The 18,809-nt window shown below is 49.9% G+C and carries 21 protein-coding genes; all 21 read left to right on the forward strand.

Translation table 11 applies throughout. The features are described from left to right. Positions 1-47: 47 nt before the first annotated feature. The gene (gene topA / locus B5066_RS12055) at positions 48-2,123 is read left to right on the forward strand and encodes a type I DNA topoisomerase (protein ID WP_079476154.1); all 2,076 of its coding nucleotides are present in this window, start codon (positions 48-50) and stop codon (positions 2,121-2,123) included. Between the two features lie 83 nt (positions 2,124-2,206). After that, a complete protein-coding gene (trmFO, locus tag B5066_RS12060) occupies positions 2,207-3,520 on the forward strand; it encodes an FADH(2)-oxidizing methylenetetrahydrofolate--tRNA-(uracil(54)-C(5))-methyltransferase TrmFO (protein WP_079476155.1) in 1,314 nt (437 codons plus the stop codon). A 105-nt stretch (positions 3,521-3,625) separates the two neighbouring features. After that, positions 3,626-4,543: a tyrosine recombinase XerC gene (gene xerC, locus B5066_RS12065; RefSeq protein ID WP_079476156.1), complete on the forward strand. Its 918-nt coding sequence runs from the start codon at positions 3,626-3,628 to the stop codon at positions 4,541-4,543. A gap of 3 nt (positions 4,544-4,546) precedes the next feature. Then, positions 4,547-5,095 carry an ATP-dependent protease subunit HslV gene (hslV, locus tag B5066_RS12070; RefSeq protein ID WP_079476157.1) on the forward strand — a complete coding sequence of 183 codons (549 nt, stop codon included), beginning with the start codon at positions 4,547-4,549 and terminating at the stop codon, positions 5,093-5,095. 27 nt (positions 5,096-5,122) lie between these two features. Further along, positions 5,123-6,535 (forward strand): ATP-dependent protease ATPase subunit HslU, encoded by a 1,413-nt coding sequence (gene hslU / locus B5066_RS12075; protein ID WP_079476158.1) that lies wholly within the window; start codon positions 5,123-5,125, stop codon positions 6,533-6,535. Positions 6,536-6,558: 23 nt separating this feature from the next. After that, the gene (gene codY, locus B5066_RS12080; RefSeq protein WP_079476159.1) at positions 6,559-7,341 is read left to right on the forward strand and encodes a GTP-sensing pleiotropic transcriptional regulator CodY; all 783 of its coding nucleotides are present in this window, start codon (positions 6,559-6,561) and stop codon (positions 7,339-7,341) included. Between the two features lie 303 nt (positions 7,342-7,644). Beyond that, positions 7,645-8,040, forward strand: coding sequence for a flagellar basal body rod protein FlgB (gene flgB, locus B5066_RS12085; protein ID WP_079476160.1), 396 nt, complete (start codon positions 7,645-7,647; stop codon positions 8,038-8,040). Positions 8,041-8,042: 2 nt separating this feature from the next. After that, the gene (gene flgC, locus B5066_RS12090) at positions 8,043-8,489 is read left to right on the forward strand and encodes a flagellar basal body rod protein FlgC (protein WP_079476161.1); all 447 of its coding nucleotides are present in this window, start codon (positions 8,043-8,045) and stop codon (positions 8,487-8,489) included. 20 nt (positions 8,490-8,509) lie between these two features. Beyond that, positions 8,510-8,806: a flagellar hook-basal body complex protein FliE gene (gene fliE / locus B5066_RS12095; RefSeq protein ID WP_079476162.1), complete on the forward strand. Its 297-nt coding sequence runs from the start codon at positions 8,510-8,512 to the stop codon at positions 8,804-8,806. Between the two features lie 29 nt (positions 8,807-8,835). Beyond that, entirely contained in the window at positions 8,836-10,428 is a 1,593-nt protein-coding gene (fliF, locus tag B5066_RS12100) for a flagellar basal-body MS-ring/collar protein FliF (RefSeq protein ID WP_079476163.1), read from the forward strand. Between the two features lie 15 nt (positions 10,429-10,443). Beyond that, positions 10,444-11,457, forward strand: coding sequence for a flagellar motor switch protein FliG (fliG, locus tag B5066_RS12105; RefSeq protein ID WP_079476164.1), 1,014 nt, complete (start codon positions 10,444-10,446; stop codon positions 11,455-11,457). Further along, positions 11,450-12,193 (forward strand): flagellar assembly protein FliH, encoded by a 744-nt coding sequence (gene fliH, locus B5066_RS12110; protein WP_179124098.1) that lies wholly within the window; start codon positions 11,450-11,452, stop codon positions 12,191-12,193. Before fliG ends, fliH begins: the two co-directional genes overlap by 8 nt. After that, a complete protein-coding gene (gene fliI, locus B5066_RS12115) occupies positions 12,190-13,506 on the forward strand; it encodes a flagellar protein export ATPase FliI (RefSeq protein ID WP_079476166.1) in 1,317 nt (438 codons plus the stop codon). The genes fliH and fliI overlap by 4 nt, the downstream gene beginning before the upstream one ends. After that, a complete protein-coding gene (gene fliJ / locus B5066_RS12120) occupies positions 13,506-13,964 on the forward strand; it encodes a flagellar export protein FliJ (RefSeq protein WP_079476167.1) in 459 nt (152 codons plus the stop codon). Before fliI ends, fliJ begins: the two co-directional genes overlap by 1 nt. Further along, positions 13,957-14,517, forward strand: a complete 561-nt coding sequence (locus B5066_RS12125) for a MotE family protein (protein WP_079476168.1) — start codon at positions 13,957-13,959, stop codon at positions 14,515-14,517. The genes fliJ and B5066_RS12125 overlap by 8 nt, the downstream gene beginning before the upstream one ends. A gap of 16 nt (positions 14,518-14,533) precedes the next feature. Beyond that, positions 14,534-16,324: a flagellar hook-length control protein FliK gene (locus B5066_RS12130; protein ID WP_179124099.1), complete on the forward strand. Its 1,791-nt coding sequence runs from the start codon at positions 14,534-14,536 to the stop codon at positions 16,322-16,324. A gap of 16 nt (positions 16,325-16,340) precedes the next feature. Then, a complete protein-coding gene (locus B5066_RS12135) occupies positions 16,341-16,814 on the forward strand; it encodes a flagellar hook capping FlgD N-terminal domain-containing protein (protein WP_179124100.1) in 474 nt (157 codons plus the stop codon). Positions 16,815-16,832: 18 nt separating this feature from the next. Next, positions 16,833-17,213, forward strand: a complete 381-nt coding sequence (locus B5066_RS12140; protein WP_079476171.1) for a TIGR02530 family flagellar biosynthesis protein — start codon at positions 16,833-16,835, stop codon at positions 17,211-17,213. 72 nt (positions 17,214-17,285) lie between these two features. Further along, entirely contained in the window at positions 17,286-18,083 is a 798-nt protein-coding gene (gene flgG, locus B5066_RS12145; protein ID WP_079476172.1) for a flagellar basal body rod protein FlgG, read from the forward strand. A 53-nt stretch (positions 18,084-18,136) separates the two neighbouring features. Further along, positions 18,137-18,346: a flagellar FlbD family protein gene (locus B5066_RS12150; protein WP_079476173.1), complete on the forward strand. Its 210-nt coding sequence runs from the start codon at positions 18,137-18,139 to the stop codon at positions 18,344-18,346. A gap of 3 nt (positions 18,347-18,349) precedes the next feature. Then, positions 18,350-18,808 carry a flagellar basal body-associated protein FliL gene (gene fliL, locus B5066_RS12155; RefSeq protein WP_079476174.1) on the forward strand — a complete coding sequence of 153 codons (459 nt, stop codon included), beginning with the start codon at positions 18,350-18,352 and terminating at the stop codon, positions 18,806-18,808. The last annotated feature ends 1 nt before the right edge of the window (position 18,809 follow it).

Below are 18,809 nucleotides of genomic sequence, written 5' to 3' on the forward strand. Positions count from 1 at the left end.
CGCGTTAATAATGGTAATATTTCATTGAGACAAAGGGGAGAAGAGGAATGGCCGACTATTTAGTCATCGTGGAATCTCCCGCAAAAGCAAAAACAATCGAAAAGTATTTAGGGAAAAAGTATGCAGTGAAAGCTTCAATGGGGCACGTAAGAGACCTGCCAAAAAGCCAGACGGGAGTCGACACTGAGAACAATTATGACCCGAAATATATAACGATACGCGGGAAAGGTCCGGTACTAAAGGAATTAAAAACAGCTGCAAAGAAAGCAAAAAAAGTATATCTCGCAGCCGACCCTGACAGAGAGGGCGAAGCCATCGCCTGGCACTTGGCGCACAGCTTAAATATTGATGAAGATTCGGAATGCCGGGTCGTTTTTAATGAAATTACAAAAACGGCGGTAAAGGATGCGTTCAAGCACCCTCGTTCCATCAACATGGATCTGGTGGACGCCCAGCAGGCCCGCCGGATACTCGACCGGCTCGTCGGCTACAACATCAGCCCATTACTATGGAAGAAAGTGAAAAAAGGACTGAGTGCCGGCCGGGTGCAATCGATTGCCGTGAAAATGATTATTGACCGGGAAAAAGAAATCAAGGCGTTTATTCCGGAAGAATACTGGAGTATTAATGGAACATTTTCGGATGGAGACACGGAATTTGAAGCGAAATTTTACGGCACTGCGAAGGAAAAGCAGGCGCTGTCTTCCCGGGAAGACGTCGACGGTGTGTTTCAAAAAATGAAAGGCGAGCAGTTTGAAGTAACCAAAGTCACAAGAAAAGAACGTAAACGAAACCCGGTGCAGCCGTTCACAACTTCCTCTCTGCAGCAGGAAGCAGCGAGAAAGCTGAATTTCCGGGCGAAAAAGACGATGATGGTCGCCCAGCAGCTGTATGAGGGCATCGATTTAGGTAAACCGGCCGGTACTGTCGGCTTGATTACCTATATGCGGACAGATTCGACAAGGGTTTCTCAAACTGCAAAGGAAGAAGCCCGGACATTTATTACGGAGAAGTACGGGGAAGAATATGTTCGCCAGGGAGAACAAAAGGCTGCTAAAAACAGCAACAGCCAGGACGCCCACGAAGCGATACGGCCGACGTCGATCATGTACGAGCCGAAGCAGGTGAAAAGCTCACTTTCAAGAGACCAGTACCGGCTGTACAAACTCATCTGGGAACGTCTGGTGGCAAGTGAAATGGCCCCGGCCGTAATGGATACAATGTCGGTGGATCTTGATAATGAAGGCGTGCTGTTCCGGGCGACCGGGTCGAAAGTGAAGTTTCCAGGCTTTATGAAAGTATATGTTGAAGGCCGGGATGACGGGAAAAAAGAAGAGGATAAAATGCTTCCGGATCTTCAGGAAGGACAGATGGTCACCCGGACCGACATGGAAGAAAACCAGCACTTCACCCAGCCGCCTCCGCGCTATACAGAAGCCCGTCTCGTGCGGACGATGGAAGAAATGGGGATCGGGCGCCCGTCAACGTATGCTCCGACACTCGACACCGTGCAGCGCCGGAATTACGTAGCACTTGAAGAAAAGCGTTTCGTGCCCACTGAGCTCGGTGAAATCGTCACGGAACTAATGGAAGAATTTTTCCCTGAAATTCTCGATGTGGAATTCACCGCAAAGATGGAAAACGACCTTGACTATATTGAAGAAGGCAAACAAAATTGGATTGAGATTATCGATGAATTTTACCAGGGATTCGAACCAAGGCTGAAAAAGGCCGAAGAAGAAATGGAAGAAGTCGAAATCAAAGATGAGCCGGCCGGGGAAGACTGTGAACAGTGCGGTCACCCAATGGTCTATAAAATGGGACGCTACGGGAAGTTCATGGCCTGCTCCAATTTCCCGGAATGCCGTAACACAAAAGCAATTGTGAAGGATATTGGCGTAAAATGCCCGAAATGTAAAGAGGGGAACGTGGTTGAACGCCGAAGTAAGAAAAGGCGGATCTTTTACGGCTGCGACCGTTATCCGGAATGTGAATTTGTTTCCTGGGATAAACCGATCGCCCGGCCTTGTCCGAAATGTGAAAGCATGCTTGTGGAGAAAAAGACGAAAAAAGGCGTACACGTACAGTGCTCGGAATGTGATTACAAGGAAGAACCAAATTAAAAAATGACTGATTACAGCGCAGGTCCGACTGCTTCCGACAGGAATAGTTGCCTGCGCTTTCAAAAGGGAAAGGAGTTTTTATCATGAAACGTACACCTGTTCATATCGTCGGAGCGGGACTGGCAGGAAGTGAAGCGGCGTGGCAGCTGGCCAGGCAGGGCGTTCCGGTCAAGTTACACGAAATGCGACCAAATAAACAGACAGCCGCGCATCATACAGATAAATTTGCGGAGCTGGTCTGCAGTAACTCATTGAGGGCCAACAATCTGACTAATGCCGTGGGCGTATTAAAGGAAGAAATGAGGAACCTGGACAGCGTAATTATTGAGGCGGCAGACGCTGCATCGGTGCCTGCAGGCGGGGCACTCGCTGTGGACCGGCACGAATTTGCCGCCAACGTAACAAACAAAGTGAAAAACCATCCGCTCGTGGAAGTAGTATCGGAAGAAGTGACTCATATACCGGATGAGCCGGCAATTATTGCCACCGGTCCGCTGACGGCAGAGTCGCTTTCCGAAGATATCTTTAAGCTGACCGGCGAAGATCATCTGTACTTTTATGATGCAGCTGCTCCCATTGTGGAAACGGACAGCATCGATATGGATAAAGCGTACGTAAAATCACGTTACGATAAAGGGGAAGCGGCGTATATCAACTGTCCCATGACAGAAGAGGAATTTGACCGCTTTTACGATGCGCTGGTGGAAGCAGAAGTCGTGCCGCTGCGCGAATTTGAGAAAAATATCTTCTTTGAGGGCTGCATGCCGGTCGAAGAAATTGCCCGAAGAGGTAAAAAGACGCTGCTGTTTGGCCCAATGAAGCCGGTAGGCCTGGAGCATCCGGAGACAGGAGAACGCCCGCATGCCGTTGTGCAGCTGCGCCAGGATAACCAGGAAGGCACGCTGTTTAACATTGTCGGCTTTCAGACCCATTTGAAATGGGGACCTCAAAAAGAAGTGATCCGTTTAATTCCGGGACTAGAAAATGCTGATATTGTCCGCTACGGCGTGATGCACCGCAACACGTTTTTGAATTCCCCGAACTTCCTGAACCCGACCTATCAGACGAAAGCGCGAAGCGATTTGTTCTTTGCCGGCCAGATTACCGGAGTGGAAGGGTACGTGGAATCAGCTGCTTCAGGTCTTGTAGCCGGATGGAACGCAGCAAAGCAGTATTTGCACGAAGAAACGGACACGTTCCCGAAAGAAACAGTAATCGGTGCTATGAGCCACTATATTACTACGGCCGGGGCCAAGAACTTTCAGCCGATGAATGCCAACTTCGGCCTGCTGCCGGCACCGGAGCAAAAAATCAAAAACAAGCGGGAGCGCAATGAATACTACGCAGAACGGGCTCTGGCTTCCATTCAGAATTTTATGAAAAAAGTCGAAATATGATTGCTAGGCTCCGGGGTTTGTGATACGATTTACTAGCTTTTGTCTTCATAAAGCGGCAACAGAACCGCCAAAGGAAGCAGAAAGCGTAAAGGAGCAAAAAAGCTGATGAATCCGTTATTAGCATGGCGAGAAGAATTTTTCCGCTACTTGGAACTGGAAAAGAATATTTCTTCCTACACCAAAACCGCCTATGAGCAGGACTTAATGGAATTTGACACATTTATGCAGCAGGAAGGGTGGAAGCATGTGGAGGACGTTGATCCGGCGCTTGTCCGTCTCTACTACAGCAAAATGTACGACCACTCATACGCAAGGGCGACAGTAGCACGGAAAATTTCAGCGCTGCGTGCTTATTTCCGCTATTTGCAGCGTGAAGATTATATTGAACAAAATCCGTTCATCGGTGCAAGCCATCCAAAAAAAGAACGGCCGCTGCCCCATTTTTTATATGAAGAAGAAATCGAATCGCTGTTTGCTTCTTTTGATATGAGCAAGCCGCTTGATATCAGGGATAAAGCCATTATGGAGCTGCTTTATGCTACGGGCATGCGTATCAGCGAATGCCAGCAGCTTCAGGCTGATGACCTCGATGACTATCTCGGCACGATTTTAGTAAAGGGTAAAGGCCGAAAGGAAAGATATGTTCCGGTAGGAAGCTTTGCCCAGGAAGCCGTGGAGCTGTATAAAACGAATGTGCGGCCGGAGCTCGCAGCCAAAAGCAAGGCCCCGGCCGGACAGCTGTTTTTGAACGCCCGGGGCGGTCCGTTGACGGACCGTGGTTTTCGGCATGTCATTAACGAGCGGGTGAAAAAGGTATCGAGTACGCTGCGTATTTCCCCTCATGACTTGAGGCACACGTTTGCGACACACCTGCTCAACCACGGGGCGGATCTCCGTGTAGTGCAGGACCTGCTCGGGCATGCCAATTTATCAACCACCCAGATTTATACCCATGTCACTAAAGAACGGCTCCAGGATGTGTACCAGCACGCGCATCCGAGAGCAGAAAGGAAGCGTGAATAATAAATGGAACCATCCTTTCACGCCACAACAATATACGCTGTCCACCACGGGGGCAAAGCAGCAATGGCCGGGGACGGCCAGGTAACGCTCGGCCAGCAGGTGGTCATGAAGCATACCGCAAGAAAAGTAAGAAAGCTGTACAACGGAAAAGTGCTCGCCGGCTTCGCCGGATCGGTAGCCGATGCATTTACGCTGTTTGATTTATTTGAAGAAAAGCTTGAGCAGTGGAGCGGTAACCTGCAACGGGCTGCGGTCGAGCTTGCCAAGGACTGGCGCAGCGATAAAACACTTCGGCGCCTTGAAGCGATGCTGATCGTCATGGATAAATCCACTATGCTTTTAGTGGCAGGCACTGGAGAAGTGATTGAGCCTGACGATGATATGCTTGCGATCGGTTCCGGCGGCAACTATGCTCTCAGCGCCGGCCGTGCCCTTAAAAAACATGCGACGCATTTGACTGCCCGGGAAATGGCCAAAGCTTCACTTGAGACAGCAGCGGATATCTGTGTATTCACCAACCATGAAATCATTATCGAAGATTTGGAATCTTAAAACATAGTCCGCTAAGGGGGCTTATTAATGGAAATTTCAATGACACCCAAACAAATTGTAGAACGGCTCGATCAATATATTATCGGCCAGAATGAAGCTAAGCGTTCTGTCGCCGTAGCGCTTCGCAACCGGTATCGCAGAAGCAAGCTGCCAGAACAGCTTCAAGAGGAAGTAACGCCTAAAAATATTCTGATGATCGGCCCCACTGGCGTAGGAAAAACAGAAATTGCCCGCCGGATTGCTAAACTTGTTGGCGCCCCGTTTTCGAAGGTGGAAGCAACAAAATTCACGGAAGTCGGCTACGTTGGCCGCGATGTGGAGTCAATGATCCGGGATCTGGTGGAGGTTGCCGTCCGAATTGTAAAGGAAGAAAAAGCGGCGTCCGTACAGGAAAAGGCCGAAAAAGCAGCCAATAAAAAAATCGTCCGGCTGCTTGCCCCGCGAAAACGAAAAAACCGGCAGGCGGACAACAATGCCGGCAATCCGTTTGGGCTGCTTTTTCAGCAAAATAATGACAGCGAAGAAGAGGAGGAGACGGATACCTCCGACAACAGCGATCTTCGTGAGCAGCGCCGGCAGCTGCAGAAGCAGCTCGAAATGGGAGAGCTTGAGGACCGCAAAGTAACCATCGAGGTCGAACAGCAGTCCGGCTCGATGGGTGACATGTTTCAGGGCGGCGGCATGGAGCAGATGGGCATGAATATGCAGGAGATGCTCGGAAACATGATGCCAAAGAAAACAAGCAACCGCACCCTCCCTGTTCGCGAAGCACGTAAGGTGCTTACCGAGCAGGAAGCCCAGAAAATGATCGATATGGATGAAGTCAGTTCAGAGGCGGTTTACCGCGCGGAGCAGCTGGGAATTGTATTCCTGGATGAAATCGACAAAGTGACCGGCAAAAAAGAAAGCAGCAGTGCGGACGTGTCGCGCGAAGGCGTCCAGCGGGACATCCTGCCGATTGTGGAAGGATCAACTGTCAATACCAAGTACGGCCCGGTTCGTACCGACCATATGCTGTTTATTGCTGCGGGTGCTTTTCATACGGCCAAGCCTTCCGATTTAATTCCTGAGCTGCAAGGAAGATTTCCGGTGCGTGTCGAATTAGATAACTTAGGGGCAGCAGATTTTGCCCGGATTCTGCGGGAGCCGGACCAGGCCCTTACCAAACAGTATCAGGCGCTCATCCGCACAGAGGGCATCGAAGTGACCTTTACAGACGAAGCTGTCGAAACTATCGCAGAATTGGCGGAAGCGGTCAATCAGCAGACGGAAAATATTGGTGCAAGACGACTCCACACGCTGCTTGAACGGCTGCTCGAGGATCTGTCCTTTGAGGCTCCGGAAATTACCATGGATGCCATCACCATTACACCGGAATACGTCAACGATAAACTGGCGACGATCGCCAGGGACCGGGACGTCAGCCGGTATATTTTGTAGCATAAATCAGGAGGAGAATCAGCATGGATTTGTTAACAAGAAGCAGAAGAATTAACGAAATGTTACAGAAAACGCAGGGCGACCATGTCAATTTTAAAGACATGGCCGAAACCCTTCAGGAAATTATTGGAGCTAACGTGTTTGTCGTCAGCAGACGGGGAAAACTTCTCGGTTATTCGATCGAACAGGAAATTGAACATGAAAAAATGCAGCGGATATTAGAAGAGCGCCAGTTTCCCCAGGAATATACGTCCGGACTGTTCAGCATCAATGAAACCTCCCCGAACCTGGATGTGCAGAGCGAATACACGGCATTCCCGCAGGAAAGCGCCGAATTGTTTGCTTCCGGCCTCACAACGATTGTACCGATTGTCGGCGGCGGCCAGCGGCTTGGGACGCTCGTTTTGGCCCGGCTGAGCGAAACGTTTGATGATGATGATCTAATCCTTGCCGAATACGGGGCAACCGTTGTCGGCATGGAAATCCTTCATGAAAAAACGCAGGAAATCGAAGAAGAAGCGAGAAGCAAAGCGGTCGTACAGATGGCGATCAGTTCTCTTTCCTACAGTGAGCTTGAAGCTGTCGAGCACATTTTCGAAGAACTGGATGGCAAGGAAGGGCTGCTTGTAGCGAGTAAAATCGCCGATCGTGTCGGCATCACCCGTTCAGTCATCGTCAACGCTCTGCGTAAGCTTGAAAGCGCCGGTGTGATCGAATCGAGATCTCTTGGGATGAAAGGGACCTATATTAAAGTATTGAATAATAAGTTCCTATACGAATTGGAAAAAATTAAAAATAACGGTTAATGGACGAATGACTAACGATCCCAAATGAGGGATCGTTTTTTTATGTTTTTGAAACGCAAAAGTCTCAGATAAATACCAATTTATGTAAGAAAAAACTGCAAAACACACAATGAAAAAAGCACAAAGAGGATAAAAGAACTACTAATTATTGGTTTAAATGCTTAGACGTAAGTTACTGAAATGCAAAAAAGGCGATATTGGTTAGACAAATGTACATTTTTTCTATACAATTTAGGAAGTAATGCTCATATAAAAATGATGGAGTGAATCTTTAGTATTAATAAAAAAGCCAGAGGTGAGAAAATGGAACTGTTCCAGTCCGGGACATGGCAGAAATTACAGGCAGGGGCAGAAGGAGCAGCGCTCAGGCAAAAAGCCATTACCAATAATATAGCTAATATTGACACGCCAAACTATAAAGCGAAGGAAGTTTCCTTTCAGGAGATGTTAAAAGAAGAAAGCAGCAGTCAAATGGAAGCTGTACGGACAAATGCAAAACATTTTTCTTTTCAGAATACTCAAAATACTCCAAGCGTATATGAGCAACGGGGCAACACCTACAACAATAATGGAAACAACGTAGACATTGATAAAGAAATGACCGAGCTTTCGGAAAACCAACTGCATTATAACGCCATCATTGACCGCATTAATGGGAAATTCGGTGGCATTAAATCAGCTATCCGGGGAGGGTCATAAGCATGTCTATTTTTAATGGGATTCAAGCCTCAGGCTCGGCTTTAACAGCGCAGCGTCTGCGGATGGATGTTGTAAGCTCCAACCTTGCAAACGCCGATTCCACCCGGGGCCGGCTCGTCGACGGCGAGTGGCAGCCGTATCAGCGTAAAACCGTTTCTATGAGCCCCAAACAGGATAATTCTTTTCAGGCGAATTTAACGAAAGCACTGAACGAACAGGGAGGCGTACGGGTGTCGGAAATAGGCGTGGATGACGCTCCCTTTGACGAGGTCTACCAGCCGGAGCATCCTGATGCTAACGAAGAAGGCTACGTGCAGATGCCGAATGTGGATCCTTTAAAAGAAATGACGGATCTGACTTCGGCATCTCGTTCGTATGAAGCGAACGTCACGGCCCTCAATGCTAATAAAAACATGATGATGAAAGCACTTGAAATCGGCAAAAACTAATAACGGAAGGAGGAGAACGGATGAAAATCACAAACATACAGGCTCCGGCAGTGAGAGCAGCAAACGAAGCAGGGCAGACCACAGTTAAGGAAACCGGCGATACGTTTCAAAAGGCAATGAGCGAAGCAATGAGCAAAGTCAACGAGGCCCAGCTTGAATCGGACCGGATGACGGAAAAACTGGTGACCGGGGAGGCGGATAATCTGCACGAGGTAATGATTGCTGCAGAAAAAGGAAGTATTTACATGCAGACGGCTACAGAGGTGAGAAATAAGGCGGTGGAAGCCTACAAAGAAATGATGCGGATGCAGGTGTAATCGTAAAGAGGAAGGTATGAAGCGAAATTATGAAAGAAAAATGGAAAGAGTACAGCCAAAAGGCGAAAACGTATTGGAGCAGCCGCAGTAAAAAACAAAAAAGAATATATATTTTTGGTACGACGGCGATCTTTCTTTTTCTCCTCATAAGCATACTGCTGTTTTCGCGGACAAACTTTGAGCCTCTTTACACCGATCTGGCACCGGAAACAGCAGGAAGCATTAAAGAGACGCTGGACACCCGCGGAGTAAAGTATGAAATTTCGAATGAAGGAACCACAATTAGCGTGCCAAAGGATCAGGTGGATGCGTTGAAGGTGGACCTGGCTGCCGAGGGGCTGCCACAGGACGGAGCGATTGACTACAGCTTTATTGAAGACCAGACCGGCTTCGGAATGACGGACAATGAATTCTCTGTCATGGAACGGGCAGCACTACAGACTGAGCTTGAAGCATTAATTTCCAACATGGACGCAGTGGAAAGCACCGATGTAATGATTAATATGCCGGAGGAAGCCACGTGGGTGGCCGAAGAAGCCGAAGCAGCCACCGCCTCGGTGACGGTCGATTTGAGTGGAGCAGGGGAGCTGGACCAGGAGCAGGTGAAGACTCTGTACAACCTGGTGTCCAAGAGCGTGCCTGATCTGCCGGTGGAAAATATCGATATCAGCGATACAAGCATGAACTATTATACATATGAAGAGAATGGTTCTTCCGGGTCCGCTATGGATCAATACGAGGATCAGCGTGCGGTACAGCAGGATATCGAAAAAGACATCCGCCGTGAAGTCCAGCAGATGCTCGGCACGGTGGCTGGACAGAACAAAGTCATGGTCTCGGTAACGACAGACATCGACTTTACGAAAGAAAACCGGGAAGAAGACCTCGTTGAGCCGGTGGATGAAGAAACGATGGAAGGCATTGCAGTCAGCGCAGAAGAAATTGCTGAAGCTTATGAAGGCGTTGATCCGCTCGAGGAGGGTGAAGCAGGCGCCGGAGAGGAAGATGTAGCCAACTATCCGGCGGGTACAGAAGCAGCCGGTGACTCGGAGCGGACGGAAGAACGAATCAATTACGAAGTGAACCGTATACATAAAGAGATTCAGGAAAGTCCGTACAAGCTTCGCGACCTTGGCATTCAAGTGATGGTGGAACCGCCGGACCCGGAAGACCCGAACTCTTTAGAAGCAGAAACAATGGACAACATGCAGGCCATGCTTGAGACAGTCATCAGTACGAGCATTGATAAAGAATATCTTGAAGCAGAAGGTGAAGAAATGGATGTAGAAGAAAAAGTATCTATTTCCTCCCAGACGTTCCTCGGTGCTGAAGAAGTCGACCAGGAAGCTGGCGGCCTGCCGTGGTGGGCTTACGCAGCGATGGCAGTTGGCGCTGTGGGCCTTATTCTGCTGGTAGTATGGCTCATCCGGCGGAAAAAACCAGTGGAAACCAAAGAGGAAACCTTCCAGGCAGCAGAATTTGAACAGCACGAGGTACCGGATCTTGAAACCAGCCGGGAAATGACCGAGGAAGAAATGAAACGAAACCAGCTCGAGAAGCTAGCAAAAGAAAAGCCGGAAGAATTTTCAAAGCTGCTTCGTTCTTGGCTGTCCGATGATTAAAAGGGGGAGCAGCAATTGCAAAAGAGAAAAGAAACGCTGACGGGAAAGCAAAAAGCGGCTGTGCTGCTGATCTCACTGGGTCCGGACGTTTCAGCCGAAGTATACAAGCATTTGCGCGAGGAAGAAATTGAAAAGCTGACGCTTGAAATTGCCAATGTCCGAAAAGTGGAAAGCTCGAAAAAAGAAGAAGTAATGAATGAATTCCACCAAATAGCCATTGCGCAGGATTACATTTCCCAGGGAGGCATTGGCTACGCTAAAAGCGTTCTTGAAAAAGCGCTCGGGGAAGAGGAAGCAATGCACATGATTAACCGCCTCACATCGTCGCTGCAAGTAAAGCCATTTGACTTCGCCCGCAAAGCTGAGCCGGCCCAGGTGCTGAACTTCATTCAAAACGAGCACCCACAGACGATCGCCCTGGTGCTTTCGTATTTGGAGCCGGGCCAGGCCGGTCAGATTTTGTCAGAGCTTCCTGAAACGCAGCAGACCGACGTGGCCCGGCGTATTGCAAAAATGGACCGGACCTCGCCGGAGATTGTAAGCGAGGTGGAAGCAGTGCTTGAACAGAAGCTTTCCACATCTGTTACCCAGGACTATACCGAGGCAGGCGGCATTGAATCGGTGGTAGAGGTGCTGAACGGAGTGGACCGGAGCACGGAAAAAATCATTCTCGAATCCCTGGAACAGGAAGACCCGGAGCTGGCTGAAGAAATCAAAAAGCGCATGTTCGTATTTGAAGACGTGGTGGCTCTTGATAACCGTTCCATTCAGCGTGTGGTACGGGACGTTAATAATGAAGATCTTCAGCTTGCCCTCAAAGTGGCAAGCGAACAGGTTAAAGAAGTTGTCTTCCAGAACATGTCCCAGCGGATGGCCGAAACGTTCCAGGAGGAAATGGAGTTTATGGGGCCGGTGCGGCTGCGTGATGTAGAGGAAGCTCAGTCGAGAATAGTCGGTATAATCCGGAGACTCGAAGAAACGGGCGAAATTGTGATTGCCCGCGGCGGAGGAGATGATGTCATTGTCTAACGTATTTCGCACTCACGTAAGCGCCGGACACAGAACCATTGCTCCAAGAAAAATTGTGTATCAGGAAGTGCCGCCGCAGGCAGACGAACATCTTCTTCAGCAGCGGCAGGCGGAACAGTTAAAGGATCAGGCCGGCCGGCTGCAGCAGCAGGCCGAGCAGGCCTGGAAAGAAACCCAGGAAAAAATCAGGCAGGAAGAAAACGATTCCCAGGCCCGCATTGCCGCCTGGGCCGAAGAGGCAAAACAACAAGGATACGCGGAAGGGTTTGAGAGCGGAAAACAGGAAGGGCTAGAAGCGTGGCAGCAACAAATTTCCCACGCTGGCCGGATCATAGAATCCGCTGAGCAGGCCTTTCATGAACGCTTGAATGAAGCTGAACCGACAGTAATTGATATAGCCGTGCAGGCACTCGAAAAAATGCTTGGGCCGGAATGGCTGCCGGATGAGCACTGGCGGATGCAGCTTTCGACCGCGGTAAGCGCACTGCGGGAACAGGGTCATATTCGTGTGCTTGTAAGTGCCGGGGAGTACGAAGAGGTACGAATGTATAAAGAAGAGCTGCAGAGTGCGGCAGGGAGCGAACAGAAGGTAACCATTTACCCTGATGCGCAGATGAGACAAAGCCAGTGTGTACTCGAAACAGACTTCGGAAAAATCGACGTTTCCCTGGAGACCCAGCTTCAGGAATTAAAAAAACAGCTGCAGGCTGTTGTTAAAGAAGGTATGCCGGTATGAGGGCAGAGCGTGCAGCAGCCCAGGTCAAACAGATGTCTTTGTACCGGTCCTACGGAAGTGTAGAACGGGTGATTGGCTTAATGGTGGAGTCACGCGGCCCCAAAACAAACGTCGGGGACATCTGTTACATATACGGCGTCGGAAGTGACACCTCCACAGCTGCTGAGGTGGTTGGCTTTCGCCAGGAGTATGTGCTGCTGATGCCGCTGGAGTCATTAAAAAACATCAGCCCGGGCTGCACAGTAGAAGCCACCGGCAAACCGCTGAAGATTAAGGCCGGGGCAGGGCTTATCGGACGTGTATTAAACGGAATGGGAGAACCGATTGATCATCAGGAGCTTCCGGAAGGACTGGTCAGTGTTTCTTCGGAGGCAGCGCCGCCGGCACCGCTTGACCGTCCAAGAATCAAAAATATCATGCCGACCGGTGTGAGAGTAATCGACAGCCTGCTTACGATGGGGGAAGGGCAGCGCATAGGCATTTTTGCCGGAAGCGGTGTTGGCAAAAGCACGCTGCTTTCGATGATCACGCGCTACACGGAAGCCGACATCAACATCATCGCTCTTATCGGGGAGCGCGGTCGTGAAGTGCGCGACTTTATCGAACGCGATCTCGGGGAAGAAGGCATGGCTAAATCAGTACTGGTGGTAGCGACCTCGGACCAGCCCGCTTCCATGCGGATTCAGGGCGCGTATACAGCTACAGCTATCGCAGAATATTTCCGCTCTAAAGGAAAAAAAGTCAATTTCATGATGGATTCCATTACCCGGTTTGCGATGGCCAGAAGGGAAATCGGGCTCGCGATCGGTGAACCCCCGACGACCAAAGGATATCCGCCGTCGGTATTTGCCCTCCTGCCGGGATTGCTTGAACGGACGGGCACAAGCAAAGAAGGTTCAATCACTGCTTTTTATACCGTGCTTGTGGACGGAGATGACATGAATGAACCGATTGCTGATGCCGTACGCGGTATTCTTGACGGCCACTTTGTTCTTGAGCGGTCGCTTGCCAATAAAAATCACTTTCCGGCCATCGATGTGCTTCAAAGCGTGAGCCGGGTAATGTCAGAAATTACAAATGAAACCCATCAGCAGGCAGCTTCCAAAGTGAAGAGCTGGCTTGCGGCGTACCGGGAGGCGGAGGATCTCATACGAATCGGGGCTTACCGTAAAGGCAGCTCCCGGGAGACTGACGAAGCACTGGAAAAATTGCCTGCCGTTGAAGCACTTATCCAGCAGCGGTCGATGGAAGCTTCGACAATGGAGCAGACGCTGAAGAAACTGCAAAACGTAATGGAGGAGGGAGCGTCTTAATGGCCTATCAATTTTCGTTAGAACAGCTGCTGCAGCTGCGGGATCGTGAAAAGGACCAAAAAGTAAAATCTTACAATGAAGCAGTGGACCAGTTTGAGCAGAAAGCCGGCGCCCTGTACGAAATGCTCCGTTCTAAAGAACATGCCGAAGAGGTTAACCGGGAAAAAATGACCAGGGGTGTGACGGTACGGGAGCTTCGCCAGCAGGAAAAGATGCTTCATATGTATGAGCGGGAAGCTGTGGTTCTCGAAGAGGCTGTAAGTAAGGCCAGGTGGATGATGCTGCGTGAGGAAAAAGCGATGCAGGAAGCATGGCGCGAAAACCGGAAGCTTGAGCTGATGAAGGAACAAGAAGAAGCAAAACACACGGAAAAAATAAAGCGAAACGAGCGGGCAGCAATGGACGATACCGCGGTGCAAATGTATCTCCAGAAGCAGACGGTGCAGCATCATGGCTGAAAAAGAAAAGAAAAAGGGCAGTTTTTTTCAATGGTTTTTCATGCTGTTTCTTATCCCGCTCCTTTTCGCCATCGTTCTGTCGGTTGCGGTTATGTCCTTTATGGGCATAAATGTGACGCAGCTTGGCCAGGACGTGGTGAAGTCGGTTGCCGGAAGCGAAGAAAGTGCAGATGACGCCGGTGCTTCCGGCGAAGAACTCGAAGCGAAGGAAGAGGAAATTGTCGAACTGCAGCAGCGGCTTGAGGAACGGGAGCAGGAGCTCCGTAGTGTGGAAGAAGAGCTTGAGGAATTGACGCTTGAAGCAGAAACAAAAGAAAGCGGCGAAGAAGGCGAAGAAGAAAATGGGGGGAGCGCTGGCTCCGCCCAGAAAATTTACGAGGAAATGAAGCCGGCGACAGCGGCAGCGGTACTTGGGCAGCAGGAAACAGAAGTGATTGTCCAACAATTGTATTCCCTGCGGCCGGAGGAACAGGCAGCCATTCTCGAAGAAATGGATGAAGAGCTTGCTGCTTCCGTTGTTTCAGGGATTGAAGGCCTCGATTTGGCACAGTAGAAGAAAGGAGGACGCTATGGAAACAGCAATTACCGGCCGGGCCCCGGCCCAGTTGAGCGGCACGCCTTTGTCCGTGCAGGCAGCAAGCGGTTCATCAGCTTTTGCCGTGTTATTCGCGGGGACAGCTGCGCTTGCGGAAAGAAAGCCGGCAGAGGAAAATGGGCCGGAAAACGCCCTGCCTTCAGCTGAACAAGTAATGGAAGCGATCGAATCGCATCCTGAAGCAATCAATGCCCTGATAAAGAAGCAGCCGGAGCTTGAAGAAGCCTTGATATATATTGCAGAGCTCGTACTTGACGAGCAGGGCGGCGAAACGCCGGTGCCGGAGGATGCGCTCGAAGAGATGCCGCCAGAAAAGGACAGCATGCTCACTAAGCTTGCCATTGTCGTAAATTCTCCAAATGCAGAAGCATTGGCAAACAAACACGCGGGAGTAAGCGAAAAGCAGCCTGAAGCCTTGGGGAACACGAAGGAAGAGCGAGCAGTGAAAGCAGCACTGCCGGTACTCGAACAGCTGACAGCCAAGCTCAAGATCCTGCCCCCGGGAGACCAGCAGGCGATACAGATGGAAGCTGAAAAGCTGCAGCAGGCTGTTGGGCAGCTGGTTTCTGAAACTCTGGCGGGAAACGAAAAGGGGCAGGCAGAAGATTCGTTTACGAACCGATTGAATGAGTTGACTGCCCTTCTTTCAAAAGTTTTACCAGAAAACTCTGGAAAAGCCCGCCTTGAAGCTGCTCTTATCGCTGCAGCAGTGGCTGACGAAGCTCCGGTGCAGCCAGATGGAACGAAGGGAAAAATGGAAGGCGTTCGGCCGGAGTGGTCAACGCCTCGGAAGGATATTTCCCGAATAGAAAAGCTGGAGATTTTGTTTCCAGAAAAACCTCCGGAAGTGCAGCAGCTTATTTCATACCTAGAACAGCATTCAGGAGCCGGACGCAGCGCAGGGCCGCATCCCCAGTGGCTGCCGCAAGTGCCTGCCGGGTGGATGAGTCCTCCAGCCGGCCAGGAAGCAAGAGCAGCAACCGGGCTGCAAAGCTTGAAGCAAGATTTGCAGCAGTGGCAGAAATACATCAATGGGCGGGAAGAGCCGGGATCCTGGGTGCCAAAAGCGCTTCAGCCTTCCGGGGAACAGCCTGAAAAGCTGCTGACGGCATTTGTTCACAGTCTCCAAGCGCTGATAAAAAAGCAGCCATCTGTCTCTTTAACAGCAGAAGCGGGTAATAATAAAGCATTCGCAGAGCAGCTCGAACGGATTCTTCAGAGTATCCGCGGCGAAACAGGAAATGCTTCAGCCACTCCAGTACCACCAGCTGGAGTGGGAGAGCCGAGAGCGTCCCAGTTGAATGGGCCGCTTGTAATCCAGCTGCCGCCGGCGTCTGAAGGAAATCAGCGCCAGGCAGAATTTTTAAGGCAGTTCCAGCAGACACTCAGTACGATGAACGCCGCCCAGCTGAAAAACGGAGCTTCCTATACGATCCGCCTTCATCCTGAACATCTGGGCCGGCTCGATGTGAAGCTCACGAAAATTGAAGGGCAGTGGACCGCTCAGCTGGTTACAACCTCCAAAGGAGCGCAGGAGCTTGTGGAAAGCAGCGTGCATCAGCTGAGGCATTCCTTCCTGCAGCAGAACCTGCAGGTGGAGCGCATCGAAGTAGCAGAGCATCCGGATTTCTATAAGGAAGAAGAGCAGAAAGAAGAGCCTGAAGAACAGCGGGAAGCGGTAAATGTGCAGGAAGAGTCTTCAGAAGAGGAAGAACACTCGTTTGAAGATATTTTACAGCAGCTTTCGGTCAACGAACGCATTTAAAGGAGGTGAACATACGATGAGTGCCATTACAGATAATATGCAGCTAAGTAATACTTCAAACAGTAAAAGCCCATTTGCCGCAGAGAACACCAACGGCAATATGGATAAGGATGATTTTTTGAAGCTGCTGATTATCCAGCTGCAAAACCAGAATCCGCTCGAGCCGATGAACGATACCGAATACGTGTCGCAGATTGCCAACTTCAGTACGCTTGAGCAGATGACGAACATGAACAAATCATTGGAACAGTCGACACAGTTTATGGCGCAGGATGCGCTGATGCAGCTGAGCAGCCTGATTGGCCAGGACGTGACATGGCAGACACTCGTAAACGCTCATACTCCAAACGAGGACGTGCAGACAGGGCGCAATGAAATTAAGTCTGTGAAAAAAGATACTCAGGGAAATATTATGGTCGAGCTTGACTCGGGACGCTGGATTGATGGCAGGCAGGTGGTGAACATCGGAAAAGAGCAGGCGGAAAGCTGACATGAAGGAAGGAACAGCATGGATTATTCAAAGATACATAACTATTCCAGCATGCCGGTTCCGTCCAATACAGGAAGCGCTCCACGTCCGGAAAAACAACAGGCTGGTTCATTTGCCTCACTGCTGCAGAACGAACTGGCCGGGCCGGAAGTAAAAATCAGCAAGCATGCTGCCAAGCGAATGGAAGAGAGAAACGTCCATATTGATAGCACGGCCTGGGAACAGATGCAGGTAAGACTCGGTGAGGCAGCGGAAAAAGGTGTGAAGGAATCTGTTGTGGTATTCCCGGAAGCGGCACTGGTTGTTAATGCAGAAAATAGGACGATCATTACAGCAATGTCCAAGCAGGAAGCAGCGAATCATACATTTACTAATATTGACGGCGTCATATTCATGTAAAAGGCTTGACCGCAAGGAGGCCTGGGCCCCCGACAGACAGACGGGGCCCGCTTAAATCAAAGGAGGAATACCATGTTACGCTCTATGTATTCAGGAATCGCAGGAATGAAGAACTTTCAGCAGAAATTGGACGTTATCAGCAACAATATCGCAAACGTAAACACCCAGGGGTTCAAAAAAGGACGCCCGACATTTCAGGATATGATGAGCCAGCAGACCGGAGCAGCCGCAGGAGCGGAAGGTAACCGGGGCGGAGTAAACGCAAAACAAATTGGCCTTGGGAGTGAACTTGGAAGTATTGATACGGTTGACACGCAGGGCAGCCTGCAAAACACCGGCCGTGAATTAGATCTTGCAATTTCAGGTTCGGGCTATTTTAAATTGGAAAACCCCCAGGGCGGCGAGAATTTATATACAAGATCGGGTAATTTTTACTTGGATAACGGCGGAAATATTGTTAATGCAGATGGTCATTATTTATTGAACGCAGGGGATGGAAGAATTAATATTGATGCCAATGCGCAGAGCTTTAGCATTGATTCTGCAGGGAACATCAACGTTGTTGGCCAAAATGGAAATACAAATGGAGCGGGTCAAATTGGGCTGGCAACGTTCAACAATCCGGGAGGGCTGGAAAAAGTAGGAGGGAACATCTTCCGGGCTTCTTTAAACTCCGGTGTAGCGAATGATGTTGCTCCAGGTGCAGGCGGCGCGGGAGAAATTGTATCTGGAGCCCTGGAAATGTCTAACGTTGACCTCTCCGAGGAATTTACGGAAATGATCACGGCCCAACGCGGTTTCCAGGCAAATACGCGCGGTATTACGACAGCGGACGAAGTGCTTCAGGAGCTGCTTAACATTAAGCGGTAACTAAGAAATGAAATTGGGGGAGACAGGGGCGGTATGCTGCCCCTCAACTAATTATGATGGAATTAACAAAATTAAACGGACGCCCGTTCGTGCTGAATACTACATTGATTGAACAGGTCGAAGCGGCGCCGGATACTACAATTACGCTGCTGAACGGCAACAAAATTGTCGTCCGGGAAAGCATTAGTGAAGTAATGGACCTGGCCGAACGGTTTTATCGACGGACATGGATACCGGCTAGTCGAAAAGGGGAGAATGCCTGAGCCATGTTAAAAACCAGAGCAGGAAAAATGATGATGATTATGCTTTTGACCCTTGTTCTTATTGCAGGAGCGGCGGCTGCTGTGTATCAATTTCTTGGCTCCTCGTCTGAAAAAGCCGAAGGCAGTGAAGAGAAAAAAACAGAGGAACTAAGCGCCGAAGAGCTGCGGGAGCTCACCTGGGATATGGAAGAAATGACAACCAACCTAAAAGGAAACGACCGCTATATTAAAACGATGTTCAGCCTGCAGGCCGATAATGAAAAAGCCCGAAAAGAGCTGGAACAGCGGGATTACCAGATTAATAATATCATTATCCACGAACTGGCCCAGCTCAGCCCCGAGGATATTGAAGGCTCGGAAGGCACAACAAAAATGGAAGAACGACTTAAGGAAAAAGTAAATGAAGTTATGACAGAGGGCAAAGTACAGCGGGTCTACACGACTGAACGCGTTATTCAATAGC

This window comes from Marinococcus halophilus (genome assembly GCF_900166605.1).
Lineage (GTDB): Bacteria > Bacillota > Bacilli > Bacillales > Marinococcaceae > Marinococcus > Marinococcus halophilus.

Bases quoted from the DNA above. Each gene is read 5' to 3' on its own strand.
- topA (WP_079476154.1), top strand. From the start codon at position 48: ATGGCCGACTATTTAGTCATCGTGGAATCTCCCGCAAAAGCAAAAACA.
- trmFO (WP_079476155.1), top strand. From the start codon at position 2,207: ATGAAACGTACACCTGTTCATATCGTCGGAGCGGGACTGGCAGGAAGT.
- xerC (WP_079476156.1), top strand. From the start codon at position 3,626: ATGAATCCGTTATTAGCATGGCGAGAAGAATTTTTCCGCTACTTGGAA.
- hslV (WP_079476157.1), top strand. From the start codon at position 4,547: ATGGAACCATCCTTTCACGCCACAACAATATACGCTGTCCACCACGGG.
- hslU (WP_079476158.1), top strand. From the start codon at position 5,123: ATGGAAATTTCAATGACACCCAAACAAATTGTAGAACGGCTCGATCAA.
- codY (WP_079476159.1), top strand. From the start codon at position 6,559: ATGGATTTGTTAACAAGAAGCAGAAGAATTAACGAAATGTTACAGAAA.
- flgB (WP_079476160.1), top strand. From the start codon at position 7,645: ATGGAACTGTTCCAGTCCGGGACATGGCAGAAATTACAGGCAGGGGCA.
- flgC (WP_079476161.1), top strand. From the start codon at position 8,043: ATGTCTATTTTTAATGGGATTCAAGCCTCAGGCTCGGCTTTAACAGCG.
- fliE (WP_079476162.1), top strand. From the start codon at position 8,510: ATGAAAATCACAAACATACAGGCTCCGGCAGTGAGAGCAGCAAACGAA.
- fliF (WP_079476163.1), top strand. From the start codon at position 8,836: ATGAAAGAAAAATGGAAAGAGTACAGCCAAAAGGCGAAAACGTATTGG.
- fliI (WP_079476166.1), top strand. From the start codon at position 12,190: ATGAGGGCAGAGCGTGCAGCAGCCCAGGTCAAACAGATGTCTTTGTAC.
- fliJ (WP_079476167.1), top strand. From the start codon at position 13,506: ATGGCCTATCAATTTTCGTTAGAACAGCTGCTGCAGCTGCGGGATCGT.
- B5066_RS12125 (WP_079476168.1), top strand. From the start codon at position 13,957: ATGGCTGAAAAAGAAAAGAAAAAGGGCAGTTTTTTTCAATGGTTTTTC.
- B5066_RS12130 (WP_179124099.1), top strand. From the start codon at position 14,534: ATGGAAACAGCAATTACCGGCCGGGCCCCGGCCCAGTTGAGCGGCACG.
- B5066_RS12135 (WP_179124100.1), top strand. From the start codon at position 16,341: ATGAGTGCCATTACAGATAATATGCAGCTAAGTAATACTTCAAACAGT.
- B5066_RS12140 (WP_079476171.1), top strand. From the start codon at position 16,833: ATGGATTATTCAAAGATACATAACTATTCCAGCATGCCGGTTCCGTCC.
- flgG (WP_079476172.1), top strand. From the start codon at position 17,286: ATGTTACGCTCTATGTATTCAGGAATCGCAGGAATGAAGAACTTTCAG.
- B5066_RS12150 (WP_079476173.1), top strand. From the start codon at position 18,137: ATGATGGAATTAACAAAATTAAACGGACGCCCGTTCGTGCTGAATACT.
- fliL (WP_079476174.1), top strand. From the start codon at position 18,350: ATGTTAAAAACCAGAGCAGGAAAAATGATGATGATTATGCTTTTGACC.